General features: G+C 40.2%; 21 protein-coding genes. 7 read left to right on the top strand and 14 right to left on the bottom strand.

The window, feature by feature from the left end; translation table 11 throughout:
* Nucleotides 1–23: 23 nt before the first annotated feature.
* Nucleotides 24–767: a GntR family transcriptional regulator gene (locus R5R67_RS06355; RefSeq protein ID WP_000080814.1), complete on the bottom strand. Its 744-nt coding sequence runs from the start codon at nt 765–767 to the stop codon at nt 24–26.
* Between the two features lie 241 nt (nt 768–1,008).
* On the opposite strand from R5R67_RS06355, the gene chrA reads away from it, so the two are divergent.
* A complete protein-coding gene (gene chrA / locus R5R67_RS06350) occupies nt 1,009–2,358 on the top strand; it encodes a chromate efflux transporter (protein WP_001186397.1) in 1,350 nt (449 codons plus the stop codon).
* 83 nt (nt 2,359–2,441) lie between these two features.
* Here chrA and R5R67_RS06345 read toward each other — a convergent pair whose 3' ends face one another.
* Nucleotides 2,442–3,050 carry an FMN-dependent NADH-azoreductase gene (locus tag R5R67_RS06345; protein ID WP_000771646.1) on the bottom strand — a complete coding sequence of 203 codons (609 nt, stop codon included), beginning with the start codon at nt 3,048–3,050 and terminating at the stop codon, nt 2,442–2,444.
* A gap of 95 nt (nt 3,051–3,145) precedes the next feature.
* Between R5R67_RS06345 and R5R67_RS06340 the strand changes: the two genes are divergently transcribed.
* Complete coding sequence (locus tag R5R67_RS06340) at nt 3,146–3,541, top strand: winged helix-turn-helix transcriptional regulator (RefSeq protein WP_001983845.1); 396 nt, start codon at nt 3,146–3,148, stop codon at nt 3,539–3,541.
* Here the strand turns inward: R5R67_RS06340 and R5R67_RS06335 are convergent.
* On the bottom strand, nt 3,538–4,392 hold the full coding sequence (locus R5R67_RS06335) for a helix-turn-helix domain-containing protein (RefSeq protein WP_000331404.1): 855 nt from the start codon (nt 4,390–4,392) through the stop codon (nt 3,538–3,540). The two genes, R5R67_RS06340 and R5R67_RS06335, sit on opposite strands and share 4 nt — an antisense overlap.
* A 166-nt stretch (nt 4,393–4,558) precedes the next feature.
* Here R5R67_RS06335 and R5R67_RS06330 point away from each other — a divergent pair, with 166 nt between their 5' ends.
* Nucleotides 4,559–5,476 (top strand): DMT family transporter, encoded by a 918-nt coding sequence (locus R5R67_RS06330; RefSeq protein WP_001023744.1) that lies wholly within the window; start codon nt 4,559–4,561, stop codon nt 5,474–5,476.
* Nucleotides 5,477–5,508: 32 nt separating this feature from the next.
* Here the strand turns inward: R5R67_RS06330 and R5R67_RS06325 are convergent, their stop codons facing one another.
* The 4 genes from R5R67_RS06325 to R5R67_RS06305 form a co-directional block, all read right to left on the bottom strand.
* Nucleotides 5,509–6,513 carry a homoserine dehydrogenase gene (locus R5R67_RS06325; RefSeq protein ID WP_000822388.1) on the bottom strand — a complete coding sequence of 335 codons (1,005 nt, stop codon included), beginning with the start codon at nt 6,511–6,513 and terminating at the stop codon, nt 5,509–5,511.
* A 109-nt stretch (nt 6,514–6,622) separates the two neighbouring features.
* The gene (locus R5R67_RS06320) at nt 6,623–7,414 is read right to left on the bottom strand and encodes a sulfite exporter TauE/SafE family protein (protein ID WP_000925653.1); all 792 of its coding nucleotides are present in this window, start codon (nt 7,412–7,414) and stop codon (nt 6,623–6,625) included.
* Nucleotides 7,415–7,530: 116 nt separating this feature from the next.
* Nucleotides 7,531–9,186, bottom strand: coding sequence for a bifunctional protein tyrosine phosphatase family protein/NAD(P)/FAD-dependent oxidoreductase (locus R5R67_RS06315; protein ID WP_000421184.1), 1,656 nt, complete (start codon nt 9,184–9,186; stop codon nt 7,531–7,533).
* Nucleotides 9,187–9,195: 9 nt separating this feature from the next.
* A complete protein-coding gene (locus tag R5R67_RS06305) occupies nt 9,196–9,891 on the bottom strand; it encodes an MBL fold metallo-hydrolase (RefSeq protein WP_000465459.1) in 696 nt (231 codons plus the stop codon).
* 191 nt (nt 9,892–10,082) lie between these two features.
* On the opposite strand from R5R67_RS06305, the gene R5R67_RS06300 reads away from it, so the two are divergent.
* Both R5R67_RS06300 and R5R67_RS06295 read left to right on the top strand, forming a co-directional pair.
* Nucleotides 10,083–11,354, top strand: coding sequence for a sigma-54 interaction domain-containing protein (locus R5R67_RS06300; protein ID WP_001096456.1), 1,272 nt, complete (start codon nt 10,083–10,085; stop codon nt 11,352–11,354).
* Between the two features lie 69 nt (nt 11,355–11,423).
* Entirely contained in the window at nt 11,424–12,335 is a 912-nt protein-coding gene (locus R5R67_RS06295; RefSeq protein WP_000637008.1) for a bestrophin family protein, read from the top strand.
* A gap of 51 nt (nt 12,336–12,386) precedes the next feature.
* On the opposite strand, the gene R5R67_RS06290 is transcribed toward R5R67_RS06295, so the two are convergent.
* From R5R67_RS06290 to R5R67_RS06265, 6 genes are read right to left on the bottom strand one after another with little or no spacing between them, the layout of a single operon-like run.
* Nucleotides 12,387–13,445, bottom strand: coding sequence for a 2,3-butanediol dehydrogenase (locus tag R5R67_RS06290; RefSeq protein WP_000642313.1), 1,059 nt, complete (start codon nt 13,443–13,445; stop codon nt 12,387–12,389).
* A gap of 29 nt (nt 13,446–13,474) precedes the next feature.
* Nucleotides 13,475–14,260 carry an acetoin reductase gene (locus R5R67_RS06285; RefSeq protein ID WP_000238436.1) on the bottom strand — a complete coding sequence of 262 codons (786 nt, stop codon included), beginning with the start codon at nt 14,258–14,260 and terminating at the stop codon, nt 13,475–13,477.
* 26 nt (nt 14,261–14,286) lie between these two features.
* Nucleotides 14,287–15,690, bottom strand: a complete 1,404-nt coding sequence (lpdA, locus tag R5R67_RS06280; protein WP_001287529.1) for a dihydrolipoyl dehydrogenase — start codon at nt 15,688–15,690, stop codon at nt 14,287–14,289.
* Between the two features lie 10 nt (nt 15,691–15,700).
* Nucleotides 15,701–17,239, bottom strand: a complete 1,539-nt coding sequence (locus tag R5R67_RS06275; RefSeq protein WP_016654118.1) for a 2-oxo acid dehydrogenase subunit E2 — start codon at nt 17,237–17,239, stop codon at nt 15,701–15,703.
* 1 nt (nt 17,240) lies between these two features.
* A complete protein-coding gene (locus R5R67_RS06270; RefSeq protein ID WP_001133053.1) occupies nt 17,241–18,260 on the bottom strand; it encodes an alpha-ketoacid dehydrogenase subunit beta in 1,020 nt (339 codons plus the stop codon).
* A 13-nt stretch (nt 18,261–18,273) separates the two neighbouring features.
* Nucleotides 18,274–19,236 carry a thiamine pyrophosphate-dependent dehydrogenase E1 component subunit alpha gene (locus R5R67_RS06265; RefSeq protein ID WP_318754785.1) on the bottom strand — a complete coding sequence of 321 codons (963 nt, stop codon included), beginning with the start codon at nt 19,234–19,236 and terminating at the stop codon, nt 18,274–18,276.
* Nucleotides 19,237–19,600: 364 nt separating this feature from the next.
* Between R5R67_RS06265 and lipA the strand changes: the two genes are divergently transcribed.
* Both lipA and R5R67_RS06255 read left to right on the top strand, forming a co-directional pair.
* Nucleotides 19,601–20,587, top strand: coding sequence for a lipoyl synthase (gene lipA / locus R5R67_RS06260; RefSeq protein ID WP_000364555.1), 987 nt, complete (start codon nt 19,601–19,603; stop codon nt 20,585–20,587).
* 157 nt (nt 20,588–20,744) lie between these two features.
* Nucleotides 20,745–21,884, top strand: coding sequence for a helix-turn-helix domain-containing protein (locus R5R67_RS06255; RefSeq protein ID WP_000367591.1), 1,140 nt, complete (start codon nt 20,745–20,747; stop codon nt 21,882–21,884).
* Nucleotides 21,885–21,930: 46 nt separating this feature from the next.
* Here the strand turns inward: R5R67_RS06255 and R5R67_RS06250 are convergent, their stop codons facing one another.
* The gene (locus R5R67_RS06250; RefSeq protein ID WP_000126114.1) at nt 21,931–22,683 is read right to left on the bottom strand and encodes a TenA family transcriptional regulator; all 753 of its coding nucleotides are present in this window, start codon (nt 22,681–22,683) and stop codon (nt 21,931–21,933) included.
* Nucleotides 22,684–22,808 lie beyond the last annotated feature (125 nt).

Raw genomic sequence — 22,808 nt, 5'->3', positions numbered from 1 at the left:
ATTCCTTATTTTTATTTGAGTTATTAACGATGAATACGTAAACGGTACTGGAAGGTATCGCCCGAGAAATAGAGATATTCATAGTCAATCGGTTGGCCATTTGCGTCATGAGTCAAACGTTCGACCCGTAATACCGGACTTCCGATTTCGACTTGCAACAAAGCCGCTAATTCTTCATCCGCTACCGTGGCATCAATGCTTAAATCCGCATGTCCCAAAGGAATATCGCACTCTTGTTCTAATGCCTTGAAAATATCGGTTGTACGTAAATCAATCGCTTTCTCTTTAAGCTTCAGACCAATATGTTCAGGCAAATAAGTCAACTCATACGACACTGGCTGACGGTTGAGTAAACGGACACGTTGAATTTCATACACATTGGCTTTAACAGGTAACTTCAATTTGGGCACAACGTGCATCGGGATCTGCTTAAGCTCGGCCGAGATGACACGGTTTAAAATTTCGTGACCAGCAGATGACATTGCTTCTGCAAAACCCTGCAAACTTGAGATGTTCTGGAACGTTTTTGGCTTGCTTACAAAGGTCCCTTTACCTGGCACCTTAAAAATATAGCCTTCCAACTGTAATTGGTTGAGCGCTTGGCGAACTGTAATTCGACTTACACCAAATTGTTCAGCAAACTCGTTTTCAGATGGAATTTGGCTCAGTACGGCATATTCACCATTTACAATTTTATTAAGGATGAGTTCCCTTAATTGATCGTAAAGAGGCTTATGATTTTTGGGATCTTGGGGTAGCTGGCTCACGGCTCACAACCTGTTATAACAACTTGAGCAAATAATGTTTAAAATGTTTCAGCTTTGGAAATAATTTAAAGCGATAACTTTAGTTAAAAAAATAATTTCTTTTAATATCAATAAATTAATAAATAGTTATCTATAAAAGTTGAATGGTTATCATAAAAAATACATTTGTGTTTGTTATGCTATAAAACATACTCCGTTATGCCATAAACGTAAAAATTAATATTATTTTTTAGGGGATAATATGCAACAAAAACAATTAAATACCCCTGATGATTCAGTGGAACAAGTCACCTTCTGGCAAGCCTTCTTATTTTGGCTCAAGCTTGGTTTTATTAGCTTTGGGGGGCCAGCTGGACAAATCGCTGTGATGCATCAGGAACTGGTTGAACAAAAGCGCTGGATATCAGAAAAAAGATTTTTACATGCACTGAACTACTGCATGTTGTTACCCGGACCTGAAGCGCAGCAGTTAGCAACCTACATTGGTTGGCTTATGCATAGAACTGTGGGAGGATTGGTTGCAGGTATTCTATTTGTATTGCCCTCTTTATTTATTTTAATTGGACTATCTTGGGTTTATATAAAATTTGGAGATGTGCCTGTTATTGCAGGTATCTTTTACGGGATAAAGCCTGCCGTCACTGCAATTGTCTTTCATGCAACTTACCGCATAGGCAGTCGTTCGCTTAAAAATAAGTTTTTATGGGTCGTCGCAATTGCAGCGTTTTTTGCCATTTTTGTCTTAAAGCTTCCTTTCCCGCTTATCGTTTTATCAGCAGGTATTGCTGGCTATTTAGCGAGTAAAAAGTACCCAGAACTATTTTCCTCCGCGGGTGGGCATAAAGCTAGTCAAAAAGATTATGGTCCGGCATATATTGATGATGATACCCCAACACCAGAGCACGCTAAATTCCATTGGTCACGGTTAGCCAGACTTATTTTTGTGGCAATCGCTTTATGGTTATTGCCAATTTTAGCTTTAGGCGCATATTTTGGATGGCATCATTCCTATACCCAAATGGCTTGGTTTTTCACTAAAGCTGCGCTGCTTACGTTTGGGGGCGCTTACGCGGTTTTACCTTATGTCTATCAAGGGGCTGTCAATCATTTTGGATGGCTTTCACCTACACAAATGATTGATGGATTGGCACTTGGTGAAACTACACCCGGTCCACTAATTATGGTCGTTGCCTTTGTTGGTTTTTTAGGAGGCGTTAATCATTCATTACTTGGCTCTGAGCATTTATTTTTTGCTGGAGCACTCGGTGCAGTTATTGTGACTTGGTTTACCTTTCTATTTTCATTTGTCTTTATTTTTGCGGGTGCACCGATTATTGAATCTACACATAACGAAATTAAATTTACTGCACCCCTTACCGCCATTACTGCAGCTGTGGTCGGTGTCATTTTAAATTTAGCACTATTTTTTAGTTACCATGTGTTATGGCCACAGGGTTTTTCAGGCCATTTTGATATTGTCGCGGCCCTCATTACTGTAGCTGCATTTATTGCTTTATTCCGATTTAACATTAACGTGCTGTATGTCATTTTTGCTTCGGCACTGGTTGGGCTCGCAGTCACTTTCTTTTAGTTATTTACTGATTGAATTGATTTTTCAAAATCATAATCTCAATAAGGCCGAACAGTTCCTTTACTGTTCGGCTATTTATATTTTTAACCCGCTAACTGGGCAATTTGCGCTGCTGCATTATCTAAGGCAGCTTGACGTGCTTCTGGGCCGAAAGCGATCCCTTCGGCGCGCACAAAAGTGATATCAGTCACCCCAATAAAATTGAAAAACGCCTTGATATAAGTTTCTTGATAGTCTAAAGCTTCGGCTGGTGAATCTTCTGAATACACACCTCCACGCGAAGAAGCAATAATGACACGTTTCCCCTCTACTAAACCTTGAGGACCGTTTTCCGTGTAACGGAATGTTTTACCAGCAACAGATAGACGGTCAAGCCACGCTTTTAACTGTGATGGGAAGCTAAAGTTATACATAGGTGCGCCAATTACAACGATATCTGACGATAAGAACTCATCCAAATATTGGGTGTTTCTTGCAACACGTTGTTGCGCTGTTTCATTATTAGGTTCAACACCTTGCCATGCTAAAAACTCAGCATCAGACAAATGAGGAATTGGCTCTAAAGCAAAATCGTGATGAATAATTTCTGCATCTGGATAAGCTGTGCTGAGCTGACGAATAACAGATGAGGTGAGTTGGCGGCTAACAGACTGCTCACCTAAAATACTTGTGTCAATTTGAAGTAGTTTCATCGCTTATACCTACAGTATAAAATTGTTACTTGAGCTAATTATGTTACTACTATTATTCTTATGTACAAGAAGGCACATTTAGGGAACCAAGTAATATGACTGTAACCATACCTCATGATATCCAGAGTTCAGATTGCCAAAGAGTCAGTCAAGTGTTGGCTAGAGTTGGAGAGAAATGGAGTATACTCATTGTAATGACACTTGCATCACATCCTCATCGCTTTTCTGAAATAAAGAGACGTATCAATGGAATATCGCAGCGTATGCTTACATTATGTTTGCGTGGTTTAGAACGAGATGGGTTGGTTAAACGTACGGTTTATCCTGTAGTTCCACCTCATGTTGAATATGAATTAACTCCACTGGGCCATTCACTTACAGAACCTGTAATTGCTTTAGGCCAATGGGCTCAGCAGCATATTGCAGATATTGATGCGGCAAGAGCTGCATTTGACGCAGCTCAGGAGAAACCAATTACATTAGACACTTAACGTAACTGCGAAGGACTCATGCCATAAAATTGTTTAAAGCGATGACTTAAATGGCTTGCTGAACTAAACCCACATACTAGGGCAATATCTTGCAAAGAAAGCTGAGATGACTGAATTAGCCCCTTGGCCTTGGTTAAGCGTCTTTGCATGACATATTGGTGAGGCGCCATATTCATGGACTGTTTAAACATATGAGCAAAATGGTATTCGCTTAAATTCACAACATTCGCCAAATCAGACAAAGTGAGTGCCTGATCTAGATGATCTTCAATCCATTCCTGAATATATTTGAGTTTATGAGGTGCCAGCCCACCCTTGATAGTAGGCTGTTGCCATTGAACACTGCTATATTTTCGAATTAAGTGATTCAACAATAAACTTGCCGTTGTACTCATTTGCAAATGATTTGAAGAATCTTGCCAATCGCAATCTAACAAGAAAAATTGATATAACGCCCGAATTCGTTCATCATCATTAAATACAACTTCGTTTAGTTCAATTTGATTCGGCTCTTTGTCCCATATTTTTTCAGCAACATCACGCAAATGTTGATCGGTGTAGTACAAGTGGACAAATTTAAGCCCACCACGTATGTCCCAAGTCGACTCCTGATGCTCGGGCAATAGGCAAAAACGTCCTGGTCCACCGCCATTTTTCCAGCCCGCAGGTGTTTTTTGATAGCTTTCATAACCATCTTGAATATAAAGACTTAAAGTGTGGTGATTGCTACAGACACTTACACGATCTTGCTGATTAGACCAAAATGCAAGTTGCATATTTTCATCAAGCACCACAGTTTCGTGAAGCTTGGCTTTAGACTGCTGTAGCTGTTCTAAAGTTTGATAAGCCATGCAAAATTAAAACGAATATGATTGAGCTTAAGTTAACCATATTCAGCAAAATTCAGCTAGTTTAGATCTATAAAAAACGCAAGATCTTGCATGTACAACACAAGAATATATACGTGAAAAATGAAGCATTCCTAGATACTTAAGTTTGGTAATCGAGGATGAAGTTATGAATATTTTACTCTATGTTGCGGTGGTGTTGATTTGGGGAACAACATGGATTGGAATTGCCGTTCAAAGCCATTATGCAACACCCGTTGTCGCAATTTTATGGCGCTTTGCTATTTCAGCCTTATTACTTTGGGTTGTTTTACTATTTTCAGGAAAATTACAGCGAATTGCTTTAAAAGATCATTTGTTCTGTATGCTGCAAGGACTTTGTGTTTTTGGTCTAAACTTTATTTGTTTTTATACCGCCGTTAAATATGTAAATAGCGGTTTAGAGTCTGTCATTTTTTCGATGGCCGTTTTCTTTAATGCCATTAATGCGCTTATCTTTTTTAAGCAGAAACCTTCCCCAAACTTTGCACCAGCTGCACTTTTGGGCCTAAGTGGTATTGTTTTACTGTTTTGGCATGACCTGATTAATAGCCAGTTTAATGCGCAGCTATTAATGGGTATTGGGCTATGTGCAATAGGCACTTACGGTTTTTCTTTAGGGAACATGATTAGTGTTAGACACCAAAAACGTGGCCTAAATATCTTTTCAACAAACTGTTATGCAATGACTTATGGTGCATTGGTGATGTTAATTCTGGCATTATTTACAGGACAAGATTTAATGCCGCCGATGAATTTCCCATTTTTAAGCTCGGTACTATACTTAGCTGTATTTGGCACGGTTATTGGGTTTTCAGCTTATTTTTCTCTGGTCGGACGAATTGGTGCAGCCAAAGCAGCCTATAGCACGTTGCTCTTTCCTTTAGTTGCTTTAACAGTTTCTACTTTCTTTGAAGGATATGAGTGGACTTTAAATGCTGTATTTGGAATTTTACTCATCTTACTTGGTAACTACTTAATGTTTAGTAAGTTTGAAATTGGAAAGAAGTTATTTAGCAGTCAAAAAAATTGTGAGAAGCAGGCATAAAGGCCTGCTTTTTTTATAAATCATAATTAATTTTAGCAGCCCGTTTTTAGCATCAACTCGAAATCTTTTAAAGCTGCAGCGGCTGTGGCTAAGGGCGCAGATGCCCCTCCACTGACAACAAATTCCCCCATTTCTTGCGTTAACACCCGAATACATTTATTAGAACCTTGCAGATGAGCAAACGGATGATTTGCTGGGACTAACCTTAATTCAACACCTGTTTGAATTTGCTGATTTTTAATATGGATAAAACCAACCAGACGAGGAATTACATTTTCTTTTTTCCAATCACGAATATGTTCAGCCGTAACATGACTAATTCCTTGTCTTGGAATATCCTGAATTTTTACATCAGCTCCTAAAACAGTATTGGCTAGTATCGTAATTTTTGCAGCAGTATCCCATCCATCTACATCGAAAGAACTGTCAGGTTCCGCAATACCTTTTGCTTGAGCTTTTTCAAGAGATTCTGTAAATGCACATTCATGTTGCAACATATCATTCAAAATAAAATTCGTGGTGCCTGTAAACACACCTTCAACTTCTAAAATTTGGCAGCCCGCCAAGTTATATTCAAACAAATCAACCGTCGGTAAAGCTGCAGCAGTGGCACCGCTAAAAAATAGTTTTTTATTATGTTGATGTGCCAAGCTAATTATTTTTTTGCCTTCTACGACTAAAGCACCTTTAGATACCGCAATCGCATTCATGTTATGTGTTAAAGCATAATTTAAATAAAATAGGCCTTTCCCACCGGTAACATAATCACTTGGTCCAGTTTCAATAATGACATCTGCTTGAACCTGTTCTAAAAACTTTTGCTCTGTTAGGCCTGCTTGATATTGTGTTTTATCTAGCCACTTTGAAGCTTGTAAACCTTCTTGATCAATTAAGCCTGATGATGAGTTACAGACACCCACTAAACGGGCATCAATTTGATATTTTTGTTTATAGTATGTCGATCGATTTAAAAGAAGCTCTGCAATTTGTTGCCCAATCCGTCCAAAACCACAAATTGCTACATTAATTCGCTTCATTTCACTTTCTCAAAAATTTAAATGGTTTAAATCAATTTTCCAAAGATAATTTTAATATCTCATCTTGGAAAAATTGCTATTTATAGAGAAGGTTAAAATACTATATCGCTCAGATATTTGTTAGATTAACAATCTTAATAACCATATAAATTGCGACAGCAAAAACCATTAAAGCAAAGACCTTTTGTACAATTGCAGACGGAATAAACCGAATAGCTCGGCGTCCTAATAACATACCGAATGCACATGCGAGCGCGAACGCACTAGTAATGGCGACTGGATAGTGAAAGCCCTCTGCAATATGCATCACAATACTCATGCCACTAATCAGGAAAATAATCATAAGTGAGGTTGCAACAATGCTATGCATATCCAAATTTGTGACTTTTCTAAGCGCGGGTACAATTACAAAGCCGCCTCCAACCCCTAACATCCCCGTTAAAAGCCCAGCAATAATCCCGATGCTTGCAAGCACACCACCAGTTTTAAAATTCCAGATAAAGCGTCCCGTACTTGGGTTGACCTGACACGGCGGGTTATGAAAATCTGAAACTCGGTTACTGATAAGTCGATAGCCCACTGTAAACATGACCAAGCTAAACATTAACATGAGCCAAATAGGTGAAATCGTGTTAGCTATTAAAATGCCGATATGTGCCATAGGAGCACCAATTAAGGCAATCCAGATTGCAGCACGATAACGAACTATCTTTTTAAATAAGCCTTCAATAGTTCCAATGAGTGTAGATAGCGCAACTGCCAATAACCCAATTGGCGCAGCTTGCGCCACGCTCCAGCCTTGACTGGTCATAAGCGCGGGTACAGCAAGAATGCCACCACCCGCACCAGTAAGACCAAGTAAAAAGCCAATCACAATGCCTTCAACGACAAGTAATAACATATTAAAAGCCTAAAATTGCATATACATCGTTTGCAGTAGACTGCTGGTTAATGAGTGAATAGATCTCGTCTTCTTGCGAAGCTTTAGTCGCTTCTCAGGACAAAGCATTGCTTTGTTTATCCTCGCTCAGGTTTGACCATCCACTCACGGCCTTTAAGCATGCCTTGCCAATAAATCGGCGGTAAAATCTGCTCTTTAAGCAGCCAAGCCAAACGAGAAGGTTTTTGCCCATCAATTACCCATTTTGGAAAACTTGGAAGTAATTTGCCGCCGTAGCCAAACTCAGCCAGAACGATTTTTCCTCGTTCTACCGTAAGTGGACATGAGCCATAGCCGTTGTACTCGCAGAAGTTTTGCTCACCTTTGAGCTGGGCTATAACATTAACCGCAACGATCGGAGCTTGTGCCCGTGCCGCAGCAGCAGTTTTGGCATTAGGCGCATTCATCACATCACCTAAAGCAAAAATATTGGCGTGCTGTGTGTGTTGTAGGGTTTGAGGATTCACACTCACCCAGCCGGCTTCATCAGTAAGAGTACTTGCACGAATAAAATCAGGCGCTTGTTGCGGTGGAACAACATGCAACATATCGAAATCAGTCTCGACCAATGCTGCATTTTCATCATTCACCACTTTGAACCATGCTTTCTTTGCAGGCCCGTCTACTTTGACAAGTTGATGGTTAAAATGAAGTTCTGAACCATATTTTTCAACGTATTGCATTAGTGCAGGTACATATTCCTTCACACCAAATAAAACAGCACCAGTGTTATAAAAATGGATAGAGATATCTTTAAGTTTGCCTTGCTTTAACCAGTAGTCCGCTGAAAGGTACATTGCTTTTTGAGGAGCACCGGCACATTTAATCGGCATAGGTGGCTGGGTAAAGATTGCCTTTCCACCGTTTAGCTGTTGCACCAGTTCCCATGTATACGGCGCTAAATCATAACGATAGTTAGACGTCACCCCATTTTTACCTAAGGTTTCAACTAAGCCTTCAATGCCATGCCAATTGAGTTTTAAACCAGGACACACGACCAAAGCTTTATATTGAATAGGTTGGCATCCTTCCAAAATAACCTGATTATGCTCTGGGTCGAATCCGGCAACCGCAGCTTTCATCCATTTTACTTTTGAAGGTATCACATTTGTCATTGAGCGTGCGGTTACTTGTGGTTTGAAAATACCGCCACCAACCATGGTCCAGCCCGGTTGATAATAATGTGTATCTGCGGGATCAATAATGACAATATCTAAATGAGGTTCACGAGATAAAAGACTAGACGCTACAGAAATTCCTGCTGCCCCAGCGCCAACAATCACAACGCTATAACAAGGAATTGTGGCTGGTTCATGATCACGTTTTAAAATACGTGGCACTAAGCCTTTTAAGTTAAACCCAAGCTTATTACCCGACTCAACTAACAGTGCTGCATCTTGTGGAGCAACTTCAGCCAAAGCCCACAAACTGATTGCACGCATACCAGAGCGACAATATGCTAAAACGGGCTTCTGAGCATTCTGATAAAGCTGCTTAAACTCGGTAACTTGTTGATCAGTAATTTTGCCACTGATAACGGGCTGATAGATTACGTTTAGGCTATGTCGCTGAGCTGCTTCTTCAATTTCAATCACATTGGGTTGGTCTGCACCTTCTCCATCTGGACGGTTACATATCAGAGTTTTTATTCCTTGGTCTGCAATTTTTGCGATATCGTCAGCAGTAATCTGGTCAGCAACATAAAATTCTTGATTAACTCGTTTAAGTTCCATATTGCCACCTTATGATTGTGAAGTTGAGCCGCAAGCCTGATTTGCAGGTAGTGCTTTATCGATTTGTTTTGGATATGGCAGATTTAGGTTATTCATTAATTTAATAAAATCTTCACGTGAACGATTCTGACCCAGACGTGAGTTATTTAAGCGTTCATAACCAATCGTTGAAGATAGACGACCTTTATAATCGTGCCCCGGATATACAATAGTGTCGTCAGGTAGGCTGAAAAGTTGCTTATGAATACTGTCATAAAGTGTACCTGCATTACCTTGCTGGAAGTCAGTTCGACCACAGCCGTCAATTAATAATGCATCACCAGTGAAAATCATGTTTCCAACTAGGTAACTCGTACAAGCATTGGTATGACCTGGTGTGTAACGCGCTTCAATACTGAGGTTGCCAACTTTAAGCATGCAACCATCAGTAATTAAAATATCTCCGCAACTTACTTCTGAGTTTCGGTGTAAAACCGATTTGCAATGGAAACGTTCACGAAGTAAATTTGCAGCGGTAATATGGTCTGCATGAACATGAGTGTCTAAGGTATAGATGAGCGTAAATTGATGCTGCTCTAATTCTTTTGCATAAATCTCAATATCTGATGCGACTGGGTCAATTAAAACAGCCTCTCGTGTTTCTTCACACCCAAGCATATATGTATAAGTCGAACTTTCCTGCTCAAAAAACTGCTTAAAGAACATGATTTATACCCTAATAATTTATTTCTTTCCTATATTTTGCAAATAAGATGCCAATTATTTAAAATTAAATAATAAATATAAAAATCAAAAACTTAAAATAATAAGTAAAACTAAACTTAGAAAATGAACTCAGCTTGATGTTCCTATGAAACTCAAGTATGTTTCAATGAAACGATTGTGAAACATATAAAATGGCAAAGCTAAATTTTGAGTCAGAACAGAATTTTTATATTTTATTTGAGCAGCTTAAGGCTCTTTTCCCAAATGCGAGCCTGTTTTTAGCAGACACAACGACTCAAGCAATTCACTATAAATTTAATACAGATGACATTTCTGTAGAGAGCATGGCAGCGCTTACTCAAGACCATCACAATCAATATCTTGAGATCAATACTCCTAAAATGAGAAAGCGATTTATCTATCAAGAACATGATATTTACATCGCGGAGCATCGCATTATCGGGAAATTGCATATTCTACAGCCCGTTAGCATAGAGAATGATATTGTTGATGAAGTAGAGCTAACAGAAAAATTGCAAGACTTGGCTAAAGTTTTCAATAGTTGTTCACCAGAAATGACTCGTATGTTTTCAATTATTCAACGAGTGGCAATTACTGAGTTTCCAGTGCTCGTCCGCGGCGAATCTGGTAGCGGTAAAGAACTGGTGGCACAAGCAATTCATGATTATAGCCAACGCAAAAATAAGATTTTTGTAGCGATTAACTGTGCAGCCCTCAATGCCAATATTCTAGAAAGTGAACTATTTGGGCATGTGAAAGGTGCTTTTACAGGAGCAATTCGCGACCATAAAGGCGTGTTTGAACGTGCCGCAGGTGGAACACTGTTTCTAGATGAAATTGCCGAGATTCCTTTAGAGCTTCAAGCTAAATTATTACGGGTGTTAGAAACAGGTGAATTTACTCCTGTAGGCGGAGAAAAACCAATTCAGGCCAATGTCCGAATTATTACAGCAACACATAAAGCTTTACGCGAAGAGGCTAAGGCTGGGCGTTTCCGTCATGATCTACTCTACCGTCTACGCGTAATTCCAATTTTCATACCACCACTCAGAGAGAGAAAAGTCGATATTCCTCTTATTGTCGATCAAATTTTAAAAGAGAGCTCAACCCAACTCGACACAATGCCTCGTCACGTCAATCAAAAAGCCATGCAAGTTCTTTTAAATTATGACTGGCCAGGAAATGTTCGTGAGTTAAAAAACACCCTGCTTTATGCTTTAACCATGGCAAATGGTAAAGATGAAATTGAGGTCGAAGACTTACCAAATGAACTCTTAAATGCTGAAGATTACGTTAAATTACCGGAGTCAAATACAGAGCTTACCCCTGAAAATGTACAAGCTGCTTTAGAAAAATATAACCATAATTTGAATATGGTCGCGAATATTTTTGGAATTAGCCGCACCACGCTTTGGCGATATAGACAAAAGCATAAGCTTTAGCTAGGTATTTAGCTCATCTAAGGCGTATCATATTGCACTTAGTTAGGTTCGTTAGTTCAAAGGCTTTATATGATTGTTCGTGATAAAAGCAATGTATTTAAACTCTTATTTGCTTGGAAAGGAACAATTTTACCGAAGGTTTTGCCTGCACTGAGTTTTGTTGTACTTATTTCAGCCTGTGTGGTCTGGCTCTCTTATTATCATTGGATTCAAATTCCTACCGTACCCGCGATCGGATTTACAATATTTGGTGTGATTCTTTCGATTTGTACAGGTTTTAGAAATAACGCATGTTATGATCGATGGTGGGAAGGTCGCAAGCTCTGGGGGGCTTTAATTGCCAATGCCAGACATATAGTTAGAGATAGCCATGTTTTATCTAATGAACAACGTGAACATTTAATTCATCAGGTCTTAATTTTTAGTAACTTGTTGCGTGATCGACTGCGTCAACAAACAGTCGAACCCACAAAATTTCTTGAACATGCCTATTTAAATAACTCTTCACTTAATTATTTAAATGAGCATATTAATGCGCCGCAATTTGTACTCGAAAATATTCAAAAAGATTTAGTTAAAATACTCAAAGATGGTGAAATTAGTGACATTATCTATAGCACGCTAAATCGACATATTGTTGAGCTAGGCAATATCCAAGCAGGTTGTGACCGAATTGCTGGGACGCCTTTGCCCTACTCTTATTCAGTACTTTTGCACCGTGCCGTTTATTGTTTCTGTTTCATATTACCGTTTAGCCTTGAAGCAGCTTTAGGCATTTGGACACCACTTATTGTGGGTTTAATCGCTTATATGTTTTTAGGTTTAGATGCTTTAAGTGCTCAAATTGAAGAACCTTTTGGTTTGCAAGAAAATGATTTACCGCTCGATTCTATTGTGCGTTTGATTGAACGTGAGTCTCTAAGCTCTTTAGGGCAGCCATTACCCCCTATTATTGAAGCCAAAAACAACAATTTACTTTAATAAAAAAAAAGAGCGAATCATCGCTCTTTTTTTATAGGCTTAAGTGTCTATTTATGGATGTACGATAATCTTAACGGCTGACTCATTGTTATGAATTAAGGTTTCAAAACCTTGTGAAATCAAATCATCAAGTTGAATGCGCTGTGTAATAAAAGGTTCCAGATTTATTTTACCTTCTTCGACCAGTTTAATGGTTTCTTGATGGTCATTTACGTAGGCAATTGTGCCTCTTACATCAAGCTCTTTCATTACCACACTATGCACATTAATTGATGCTGGATGGCTCCAAATCGAAACTATAACGATCACGCCTGTTGGTTTCACTGCCGCAACCAAAGTATCTAATACCTTGTTAACGCTACTACATTCAAACGCAACATCAACACCATCGCCATTAGTAATTTTCATGACCTCAGAAACAACATCAACTTCTGACGGGTCTAAAATATAATCTGCAACACCCGACTCTTTGGCTTTTTCTTTACGTTTGGCACTTAGTTCGGTAATGATGACCTTAAGACCTTTCGCTTTTAAAATTGCCGAAAGCAATAAACCAATTGGCCCCGCACCGCCAACCAGTGCAATATCACCAGCCTTTGCACCACTACGTACGAAAGCATGATGACCCACCGATAACGGTTCAATTAAGGCTGCCTGATCTAGCGGAATTTTATTGGAAATTGGATGCACCCAACGGCGTTTAACTGCAATTTTTTCCGATAAACCACCACCACGACCGCCTAAACCAATGAAGTTCATATTTTTAGAAAGATGATAATTATCACCCGGTCCAGTCGGCACATCATCGGCCACAATATAAGGCTCTACGACGACATGCTGACCAATTTCAATATCATCAACACCTTCACCTACGGCATAAACCACACCTGAAAATTCATGTCCCATGGTAATCGGTGCAGATTCACCTGAAATAGGATGCGGATGTCCACACGGTGGAATAAAAATTGGCCCTTCCATAAATTCGTGCAAATCTGTACCACAGATTCCACACCAAGCTACCTTAATGCCTACAGTGCCGGGAGTGACTTCTGGTTCAGGGATATCTTCAATACGAATATCACCTCTGTCATAAAAACGCGCTGCTTTCATTATTATCTCCCTCAAATCAGGATGTTGTTTTAGCGATAGACAATTCCGCCGTCCGTTAAAATGGATTGACCCGTAATATAGTCCGAATCTTCACTTGCCAGAAAAGCAACTAATGCGGCTACATCGTCTGGTGTTTGGGCTCTACCTAAAGCAATGCCTTCCACATATTTTTTATAAGTTTCACCAATTGCAGCACCGGTAATTTCAGCAAAACGTTTATCGATTTCAACCCACATATCCGTTCCGACAATTCCGGGGCAATATCCATTTACCGTAATACCGTGACTGGCATATTCTTTTGCCGCAGCTTGGGTAAGTGCTCGTACCGCAAATTTGGTTGCCGAGTAAATACCGAGTAAAGCAAACCCATCGTGGCCTGCAATTGAGCAAGCATTAATGATTTTACCTTTATGTTCGCGTTGTTTAAATTTTGCAGCAGCAGCCTGTATTCCCCACAGTACTCCACCAATATTAATATCAACAATTTTTTGAAATTCATCAGGTGTGATATCAGCAATCGCTTGAACTTGTGCAATTCCAGCGTTATTAATCATGACATCAAACCCACCAAGTGTCTGCTCAGCATGATTTATAGCAGCATACACTTGCTCGCGGTCACTTACATCAGCAATAAATGTGCTCGCATTTACACCTAAAGCTTGAATTTCCTGCTGGACATCGTTCAGTCGATCTTGTTTCATATCAACTAATGCAATATGTGCCCCTTCTTGCGCCAAGCGCAGGGCAATCCCACGGCCAATGCCTTGGGCTGCCCCAGTCACTAAAGCGACTTTATTTTTTAATCCCTTAACCATGTTCAACTCCTGTAAATGTAGAATTTCTACATATGAATCGCTCGTTGCATTGAGGCCAAAATGGACTCATGCATGGCTTCTGATAAGGTTGGATGTGGGAAAATCACTTGAGCTAAACTTTCATCAGTTGCTTCTAGATATTTGGCAATCGCAAAGCCTTGGATATGTTCAGTCACTTCATGACCCACCATATGTGCACCAAGTAATTCACCCGTTTCTGCATGTATCACCGTTTTAACGAAACCTGACGCATCTCCAATTGCCAAAGCTTTACCATTTGCAGTTAAAGAAAACTTACCAATACGTATAGGTAGATTCTTAGCTTTTGCTGCGTTTTCTGTTAAACCAATACTCGCCACTTGTGGATGTGTAAAAATACAACCCGGGATCTGGCTACGATCGAGTGAATGTACGTTTTTCACACCAGCAATTTTCTCGACACATATCATGGCTTCATGGCTTGCTTTATGAGCGAGACACGGCGCTCCAGCAACATCACCAATGGCATAAAGCCCTGCTACGTTGGTTTTACAATAGTCATCAATTGCCACAAAACCTTGTAGATTGAGTTCTACACCTAAACGTTCTAGTCCTAGCCCCGTGGTATTCGGCTGTACACCAATTGCCGAAAGCACGCGGTCAAAAACAAGAGTTTGAACATCATTTGCCGTTTCAACCACACAGTGGACTTGCTCATTTTCAATCTGAATACTTTGAACGACAGCATCGGTTAAGACTTTCATACCTTTTTGTTCAAATTGTTTTCTGACAAATTGGGCAACTTCCGCATCTTCGGTCGGTAAAATTTGTTTAGCCAAATCAATAAGGGTCACCTGACATCCCAAATCTTGATAAAGGCTAGCAAACTCACTACCAATTGCACCTGAACCTACAACCAGTAAACTTTTCGGTAACTGCTCTGGAACAAGCGCTTCTTTATAGCTCCAGACATATATTCCATCGACAGGAAGTTGAGGAACATGTCGAGCTTTAGCCCCAGTTGCCAAAATGATATGTGGTGCACTCAAATCCTGACTATTACCTTGAGCATCTGTCACTTCAAGTTTTTCTTTTGCCGTAAGCTGAGCACGACCATTAAAAACAGTCACCTGATTCTTTTTCAGTAAGTAATCGATGCCTTGTACTAATTGAGCTGACACTTGTCGGCTATGTTGCACAAGCTTTTGGATATCAAAATCGAGTTGGGATACCTGAAAACCAAACTGTCCGGCATGTTTAAACTGGGTTGCGAGCTCTGCCCCTGCAAGCAAAGCTTTGGTTGGAATACAGCCCCAATTTAGACAAATTCCGCCTAAATGTCGCTCTTCTACAATTGCGGTTTTTAACCCGAGCTGGGCTGCACGAATTGCAGCCACATACCCACCCGGTCCCGCGCCAATCACAATTAAATCAAATTGAGCTTCTGACATGCGGGTTCTCCTACACCAAAATTAAAGCAGGGTTTTCAACAAACTGCTTAAAGCTGGCCAAGAATTTCGCCCCAACTGCGCCATCAATAACTCGGTGATCGCATGACAACGTCGCTGTGACAATCTCACGAACCACTACATTGCCATTTTCAACAACAGCGCGAGATTCCGAAGCACCTAATGCCATAATTGCACCTTGCGGTGGGTTAATAATGGCGTCGAACTGTTTAATGCCTAACATTCCTAAATTTGAAATGCTAAAGCTGCCTCCCTGAAACTCGTCAGGTTGTAACTTGCCAGTTTTAGCACGCGTTGCCAAATCACGCATGTCATCGGAAATTTGTGCTAAAGACTTCTGATTTGCTGCTTTTACAATGGGTGTAATTAAACCGTTTGGAATCGCTACGGCCACCGAAATATCCGCTTGAGAGAACTGTAAAATTGATTGAGTCGCCTCATCAAATTGAACATTCACCTCAGGTACTTTAATCAGCGCGGCGGCAGCTGCTTTAATTAGCATGTCATTAATAGAAAGTTTCACTTGGGGAACAGTCTCATTAATCTGCTTACGTAGTTTTTGCAAAGCCTCTACGTTGAGATCGACCACTAAGCGGAAATGCGGTGCATTACGTTTTGCAGCCTGTAACCGTGAAGCAATCGCTTTACGCATACCATTCATCGCCACAGTCGTAACGGTTGATTGTGGTTGAGCAACAGCACATTGAGCAGATTGTTCATTTACCGACGTTGGGTTATTACGATAGTAAACTGCCTCAACATCTTCTTTACAGACACGGCCACGAGTGCCTGAAACACGGCAGTCATTTAGGTTAATGCCCCATTGCTTTGCTAAACGACGTGCTACAGGCGTTGCTAAAACTTGGCTATCATCGGCCGTAGATTTAACTACTTTAGCTTGAGTTTGCTGCTTAACATCAGGCCATTGACCACCAGCAACCTGTACAGCCTTCTGAATGTCTTGAACACTAATACGTCCTTCACGACCAGAACCTGTGACTTTTGCCAAGTTTACATTGTGTTTTTCTGCAAGCTTCAAGGCATGCGGCGTTGCAAACAACTCATCAGATGTTTGATAGCCTTGTAATGACTCTGGTACAGCGTAGTCCTCTTTCGCTACCTTTGCAGGAGCTGAAGCACTAGCTGCTACAGTCTGTGGTTGTTCTGTTTTTTCAGCAACAGGTGCAGATGTTTCCGCTTTACTTTGTTCCGAAGGTGCTTCAGGTGCTTGAGCTGCTGAACCACCTAATGATGCGATAAACTTTTCAATTTCTGCATCAGAAACTTCACTATCAGCACATACGGCAATAAGACCACCAACAGGTAAAGTATCACCATCTTTCGCTAAAATTTTACGGAGCGTTCCAGCAAAAGGCGCTTCTAACACATTGACGATTTTTGTGGTTTCAATTTCACAAATTTCATCGCCTTTATTAAAGCTATCACCCTCTTTAATCAACCATTGGGCGATCGTGCCTTCTTCCATGGATAATCCCCATTTCGGGATCTCCAGCGTTTTAATTTCGCTCATCCTAAGCCTCCAATGTTTTTCGCACAGCTTGCTCAATACGCTCTACACTTGGAATCCATTCTTTTTCTAAAACTGGAGAGAATGGAACAGGCGTATGTGGTGGCGTTACGAGTTCAACAGGTGCTTTCAAATAGTGGAAACCTTTTTGCGCGATCAGGGCGGCAACATCATGACCAAAGCCACAGCGTGCCGCTGATTCATCCACAATAACCACACGCCCAGTCGATGCAACAGATTCTAAAATTCCTTCTTCATCCAGAGGTGAAATTGTGCGAGGGTCGACCACTTCAACCGAAATGCCATCTTTTGCTAGTTTATCTGCTACTTCATTGGCACGGTGTACCATCAGGCCTAAAGCAATAATGGTCACGTCTGTTCCTTCACGGGTGTAATTTGCTACACCAAAAGGAATGGTATATGCATCATCTGGAACTTCGCCTTTAATGTCATAAAGCATTTTATGTTCACAGAACACTACAGGGTCATCATCTCTAATAGCCTGAATTAAAAGCCCTTTCACATCATATGGGCTAGATGGAACTACAACTTTTAAGCCTGGAACCGCGGCAAATACGTTATATGGTGACTGAGAATGCTGAGCTGCCGCAGAGAAACCTGCGCCAATCATGCCACGTACAACCATTGGTGCTTTTGCTTTTCCGCCAAACATATAACGGAATTTAGCGGCTTGGTTATAGAGCATGTCATGACACACGCCATAGAAATCCATAAACATTAAATCGGCAACAGGACGTAAACCTGTTGCTGCAGCACCAGCAGCCATACCGATAATTGCAGACTCGGTAATTGGCGTATCAATAACACGTTCCGAACCAAATTCTGTCCATAAACCTTTGGTTACGCCCAATACACCACCGAAACCTTCTAATTGGTTTTCTTCAGTGTTTTTACCGCCGTGCCCACCGCGAACATCTTCACCAACAACAAATACGGTTGGATCACGGCGCATTTCTGATTCAATGGCTTCTTTAATTGCATTACGAAAACTTTTATTTGGCATCTTTACTATTCCTTTAGTAAGAGACATAGACGTCAGTAAGGAGTTGTTCTGGTTTCGGATATGCCGCAGCACGGGCTTTAGCAACGGCATCATCAACATTTGCCTTTGAAGCTGCATCAATCTCGTCTAGTTTGGCTTCATCAATTTTGCCTTTGACTTTTTCTCGGAAAATTTTCAAAGGATCTTTATTTTCTTTGATGAACTCGACTTCTTCTTTAGAACGAATCAAGCCAGGATCACCTTCGAAGTGGCCATAAAAACGGTTTGTGATGGTTTCAATCACACTTGGACCTTCACCACGGCGCGCGCGTTCAATGGCAGTTTGAGCGGCTTCATAGACGGCAAAGAAGTCTGTACCATCAACTTTAACTGCCGGTAAACCAAAGCCTGCTGCACGACCAGCAATGTCTTTACTTCCTACTGCGTAATCATGACCAGTACCTTCACCAAAACCGTTATTTTCGAATACGAAAATGACTGGAAGTTTAAGAACAACCGCCATGTTCATTGCTTCAAAAGTAAGACCTTGGTTTGAACCGCCGTCACCTGTAAAAGACAGTCCGACACCACCAGTCTTTAAGGTTTTCGCTGTCAACGCCGCACCAATAGCTAAAGGAGGTCCACCACCCACAATTCCGTTGGCACCGAGCATACCTTTATCTAAATCGGCAATATGCATAGAACCGCCTTTTCCACGGCATAGTCCGTCATCTTTACCGAAAATTTCCAGCATCATGGCGTGAATATCACAGCCTTTTACAATACAGTGTCCATGTCCACGGTGTGTTGAAGTGATATAGTCTTTGTCGGTTAAGTTTTCGCAAATCCCGACTGCTACAGCTTCTTCTCCGCTATATAAGTGAATAAAGCCTGGAATATCACCATTGGTATTTTCTTCATGAAGTCGATCTTCAAATTCACGAATATCACGCATGCGTTTATACGCTGCGAGTAATTGCTCTTCCGTTAATTGCATATCCTTTTCCTTTATTATCTTGATTATTAAAAATCAACCAAGTTTCAGCGAGTGTTATATATTTCGCTATAAATAATAAAGCTCAATTTAATTTAATATGCTATTAGACTAAAAAGTTTTAAATAAGTTTTTTAGCTATTAATTTTTATTTATCACAAACTTACACCGCAAAAATAAAATTAAAAAATTTTAATTCATTTCATATACTTGTAAAACAAACCTTTAACCAACCTTTATTAATTTATAATATTTGCTGTGCACTACACGCATTAATAAATTCTTTATTTCTTATTTATAGAAATAAGGTTTTTTATTATAACTAGTCTAGTTGCAAATTTATTTAATATAAAATGGAATTTTATATATGGACTTAAAAAGGCAAATAGAGACAGGTATTAAGTTAAGAGGAATAGATAAAGTTTCTCGTATTCCTATTAAAATTTTACCTACCGAAGAATTACCTAAAAAGCCTGAATGGATTCGAGCAAAAATAACTGATTTCGAAGAAATTCAACGTATCAAAAATTTATTACGCCAACAAAAGCTACATAGTGTTTGCGAAGAAGCCGCATGTCCAAATCTACCTGAATGTTTTGGTGGTGGTACGGCAACATTTATGATTATGGGAGATATTTGTACAAGACGTTGCCCTTTCTGCGATGTAGCACATGGTCGTCCAATGCCTTTAGATGAAAATGAACCTAAACATCTAGCTGAGACGGTCGCTAACCTAAACTTAAAATATGTAGTCATTACCTCTGTAGACCGTGATGATCTACACGATGGTGGTGCAGCACATTTTGTGAAGTGTATTGAAGAAATCAGAAACCGTTGTCCAGATACGCTGATTGAAATTTTAGTTCCGGACTTTCGTGGCCGTTTAGAAACAGCACTCTCTACATTAAGCTTATCACCACCAGATGTGTTTAATCATAATATTGAGACAGTGCCGCGTTTATATAAAGCGATGCGCCCCGGTTCGGACTATCAGCATTCGTTAAATTTATTAAAACGTTTTAAAAAATACTGTCCTGATATCAAAACTAAATGCGGCCTAATGGTAGGGCTAGGAGAAATTGAAGCTGAGGTTATTGCTCTACTCAACGATTTAAAAGATCATGATGTAGATTTAGTGACTATTGGACAATATTTACAGCCCTCTAAATCACATGCCCCTATTCACCGGTTTGTGAATTTACAAGAATTTGAAAGATACACTCAGCATGGCCAGCGTTTAGGCTTTAAAAATATCTGGAGTGCGCCAATGGTCCGTTCTAGCTATTTTGCCGATCGGCAATATTTCGGTGAATCTGCACCAAAGCCATTTTCAAGAGAGGATGTTTTGTCATAGGGCGAGGCGAAATAACAAAACTTACCCAATAGGATAATAGTCAAACCGTTTAAAATTATTTAAGGTAAATGAAATAACGAGGAAATAGTCACAATAAGAAAGCTAAACCTGTTGAGCGGCCACGGATACGCCATTTCAACGATAAAGGAACTTCGATATGGATATGTCAAAACAATTATTATTGCCTTCTACAGACAACCTTCCGTCTTTCTTTAGACCGGAAACAATCTCTGAAACACCTTGTTTAGGAAAAAAGCCGTCACTCGATCTAGATGCGGCTCCTATATTTGATCTAGATCAGGAATGGCAACATTCCTTATTTGGTCGTTCAATCCAAGAGTGCCATAGAAATTTGATGCACATTGCTGAAGATGCAGATATGGCAATTGGGGTGACTGACCCTCACGGTACTTTACTCTGGACATGGAGTAGTACACCTATGCGTTCATCTGCTGAACAAGTCCATTTTGTTGAAGGTGGGCAATGGTCAACTCAAGCAGTTGGTCAAAATGCAATTGGTCTTGCCCTAAATACACATTCTGCAAGCTGTGTTTATTCACATGAAAACCAGATGAACAGCGTTAGAGACTGGGTATGTTATGCAGCCCCAATCACTGACGCAAATACAGGCCAGTTTTATGGCATTATGAACTTATCAACTAAATATCAAAAGCATAATTCACTTGGAATTTTAGCTGTTGAACGCTGCGCCGATATTGTAAAACAAGCCATTCAACTTCATCAAAAGAACATTTTATATATTAAGGCGCTAGGCACGCCTAAGGTTCAATACAATCAACATGGCTTGACACTCACGCAGCGCCAAATCGAAATTTTATGTATTCTTGCTTTATGTCCGGAAGGCATAAACTTAGAAGAGCTTCACTATGCCTTATATGGCGATCGACCAGTGAGTACCACTACACTAAAAGCTGAGCTCTCACAGCTTCGAAACCTGATTCCCGATGTGATCGAGTCACGACCATATAGACTTAACTGTGAAATTCAATGTGACTTTCTCATGGCTGAGCAAGCACTAAACTTAGGTTTTACTGCAACCACTTTAACACTGTATAGAGGTAGTTTTTTAGCCAAGTCAGAAAGTCCATTTTTGTGTGCTTGGAGAGATTGCTTTGATGCCCGCTTGAGTCATGTGATTTATCAAATTGATGATGTAGACCAACTATTACGTGTGGTTAGCCGTGTTCCCGACCGTGTTGATGCCGTTGAACGCTTACTTGAGCTTCTGCCTGAAGAAACACCTTATCGGGCAAAGCTCTTAAAATTGCTTGAATAAAATAAAAGGGAGAATATGTAGAATATTCTCCCTTTTTAAGATGAGATCAAGCAGAGGCTTGAAGCTGTACTCTATAGCAATCGTCTAAAGCTAATTCATAATACCGCAGCCCTTCTTCCGCCGCATGAAATGCTTTTTGCTGCCAATCAGGACGTTCATTACACAAACGTTTAATCAGCTCCATGGCTTCATAAGGATGTAAATCATCATAATGAGCATGTGCACGTAACCAGGCTAAAGAACGCTTATCAATGGTAACTTCCGGATGATCCGTATAAGCATGTATGCCTTTATAGACTTGAATAGACCAGTCACCTGTCGCCCATTCAATTGCCAAATTGGTCGCAGCTAAACATTCAGCCAAGTTGCCACGGTGACTCATATTCCAAAGAAAATGATTCACCGCATTCATCGAAGCTGGTGGGCGAACACTATCGAGTTGTTCTACCGTTAATCCAAAACCTCTAGCCCAATCCCGATACCACTGTAAATGGCGCTCTTCGACCTTAATATTTTGAATTAACCAATCTCTTGTTTCAGTAACGCCAGGTTCTGCAAAAGCAGTTGCTTTAGCTAACGCACCAGCCATATATGACGGGAAATGCGCTACCAATGGATAGAAGTTAAGTAAAGCATAACGGAAACTTTCTAGGCTCAATCCCCCATTGGCCATTTCAGTAAAAAACGGATGTTTACTCACCCGCTCCTTCACTGGTAAAAGATCCTCCCAAAACCGCTGAGACCATCCATTATGCGGCGTAATTTCTAAACTCATTCCATATTGATTTAGAGCAGTCATTGCTAATTTTCCTATTTATATGACAGCAATCATCTGTACTTCACGGCTATAAGTCTATCCGAAAATGATAAAGATACAATCTTTAATCGACCATTTGTAATTTTTTCTCAAAGGTTTCGAATCTT

This window comes from Acinetobacter sp. OYA S30, assembly GCF_033599315.1.
GTDB classification, from domain to species: Bacteria; Pseudomonadota; Gammaproteobacteria; order Pseudomonadales; family Moraxellaceae; genus Acinetobacter; species Acinetobacter baumannii.
Note: the sequence above shows the minus strand (reverse complement) of the source record. Positions and strands in the feature narration are given on the sequence as shown.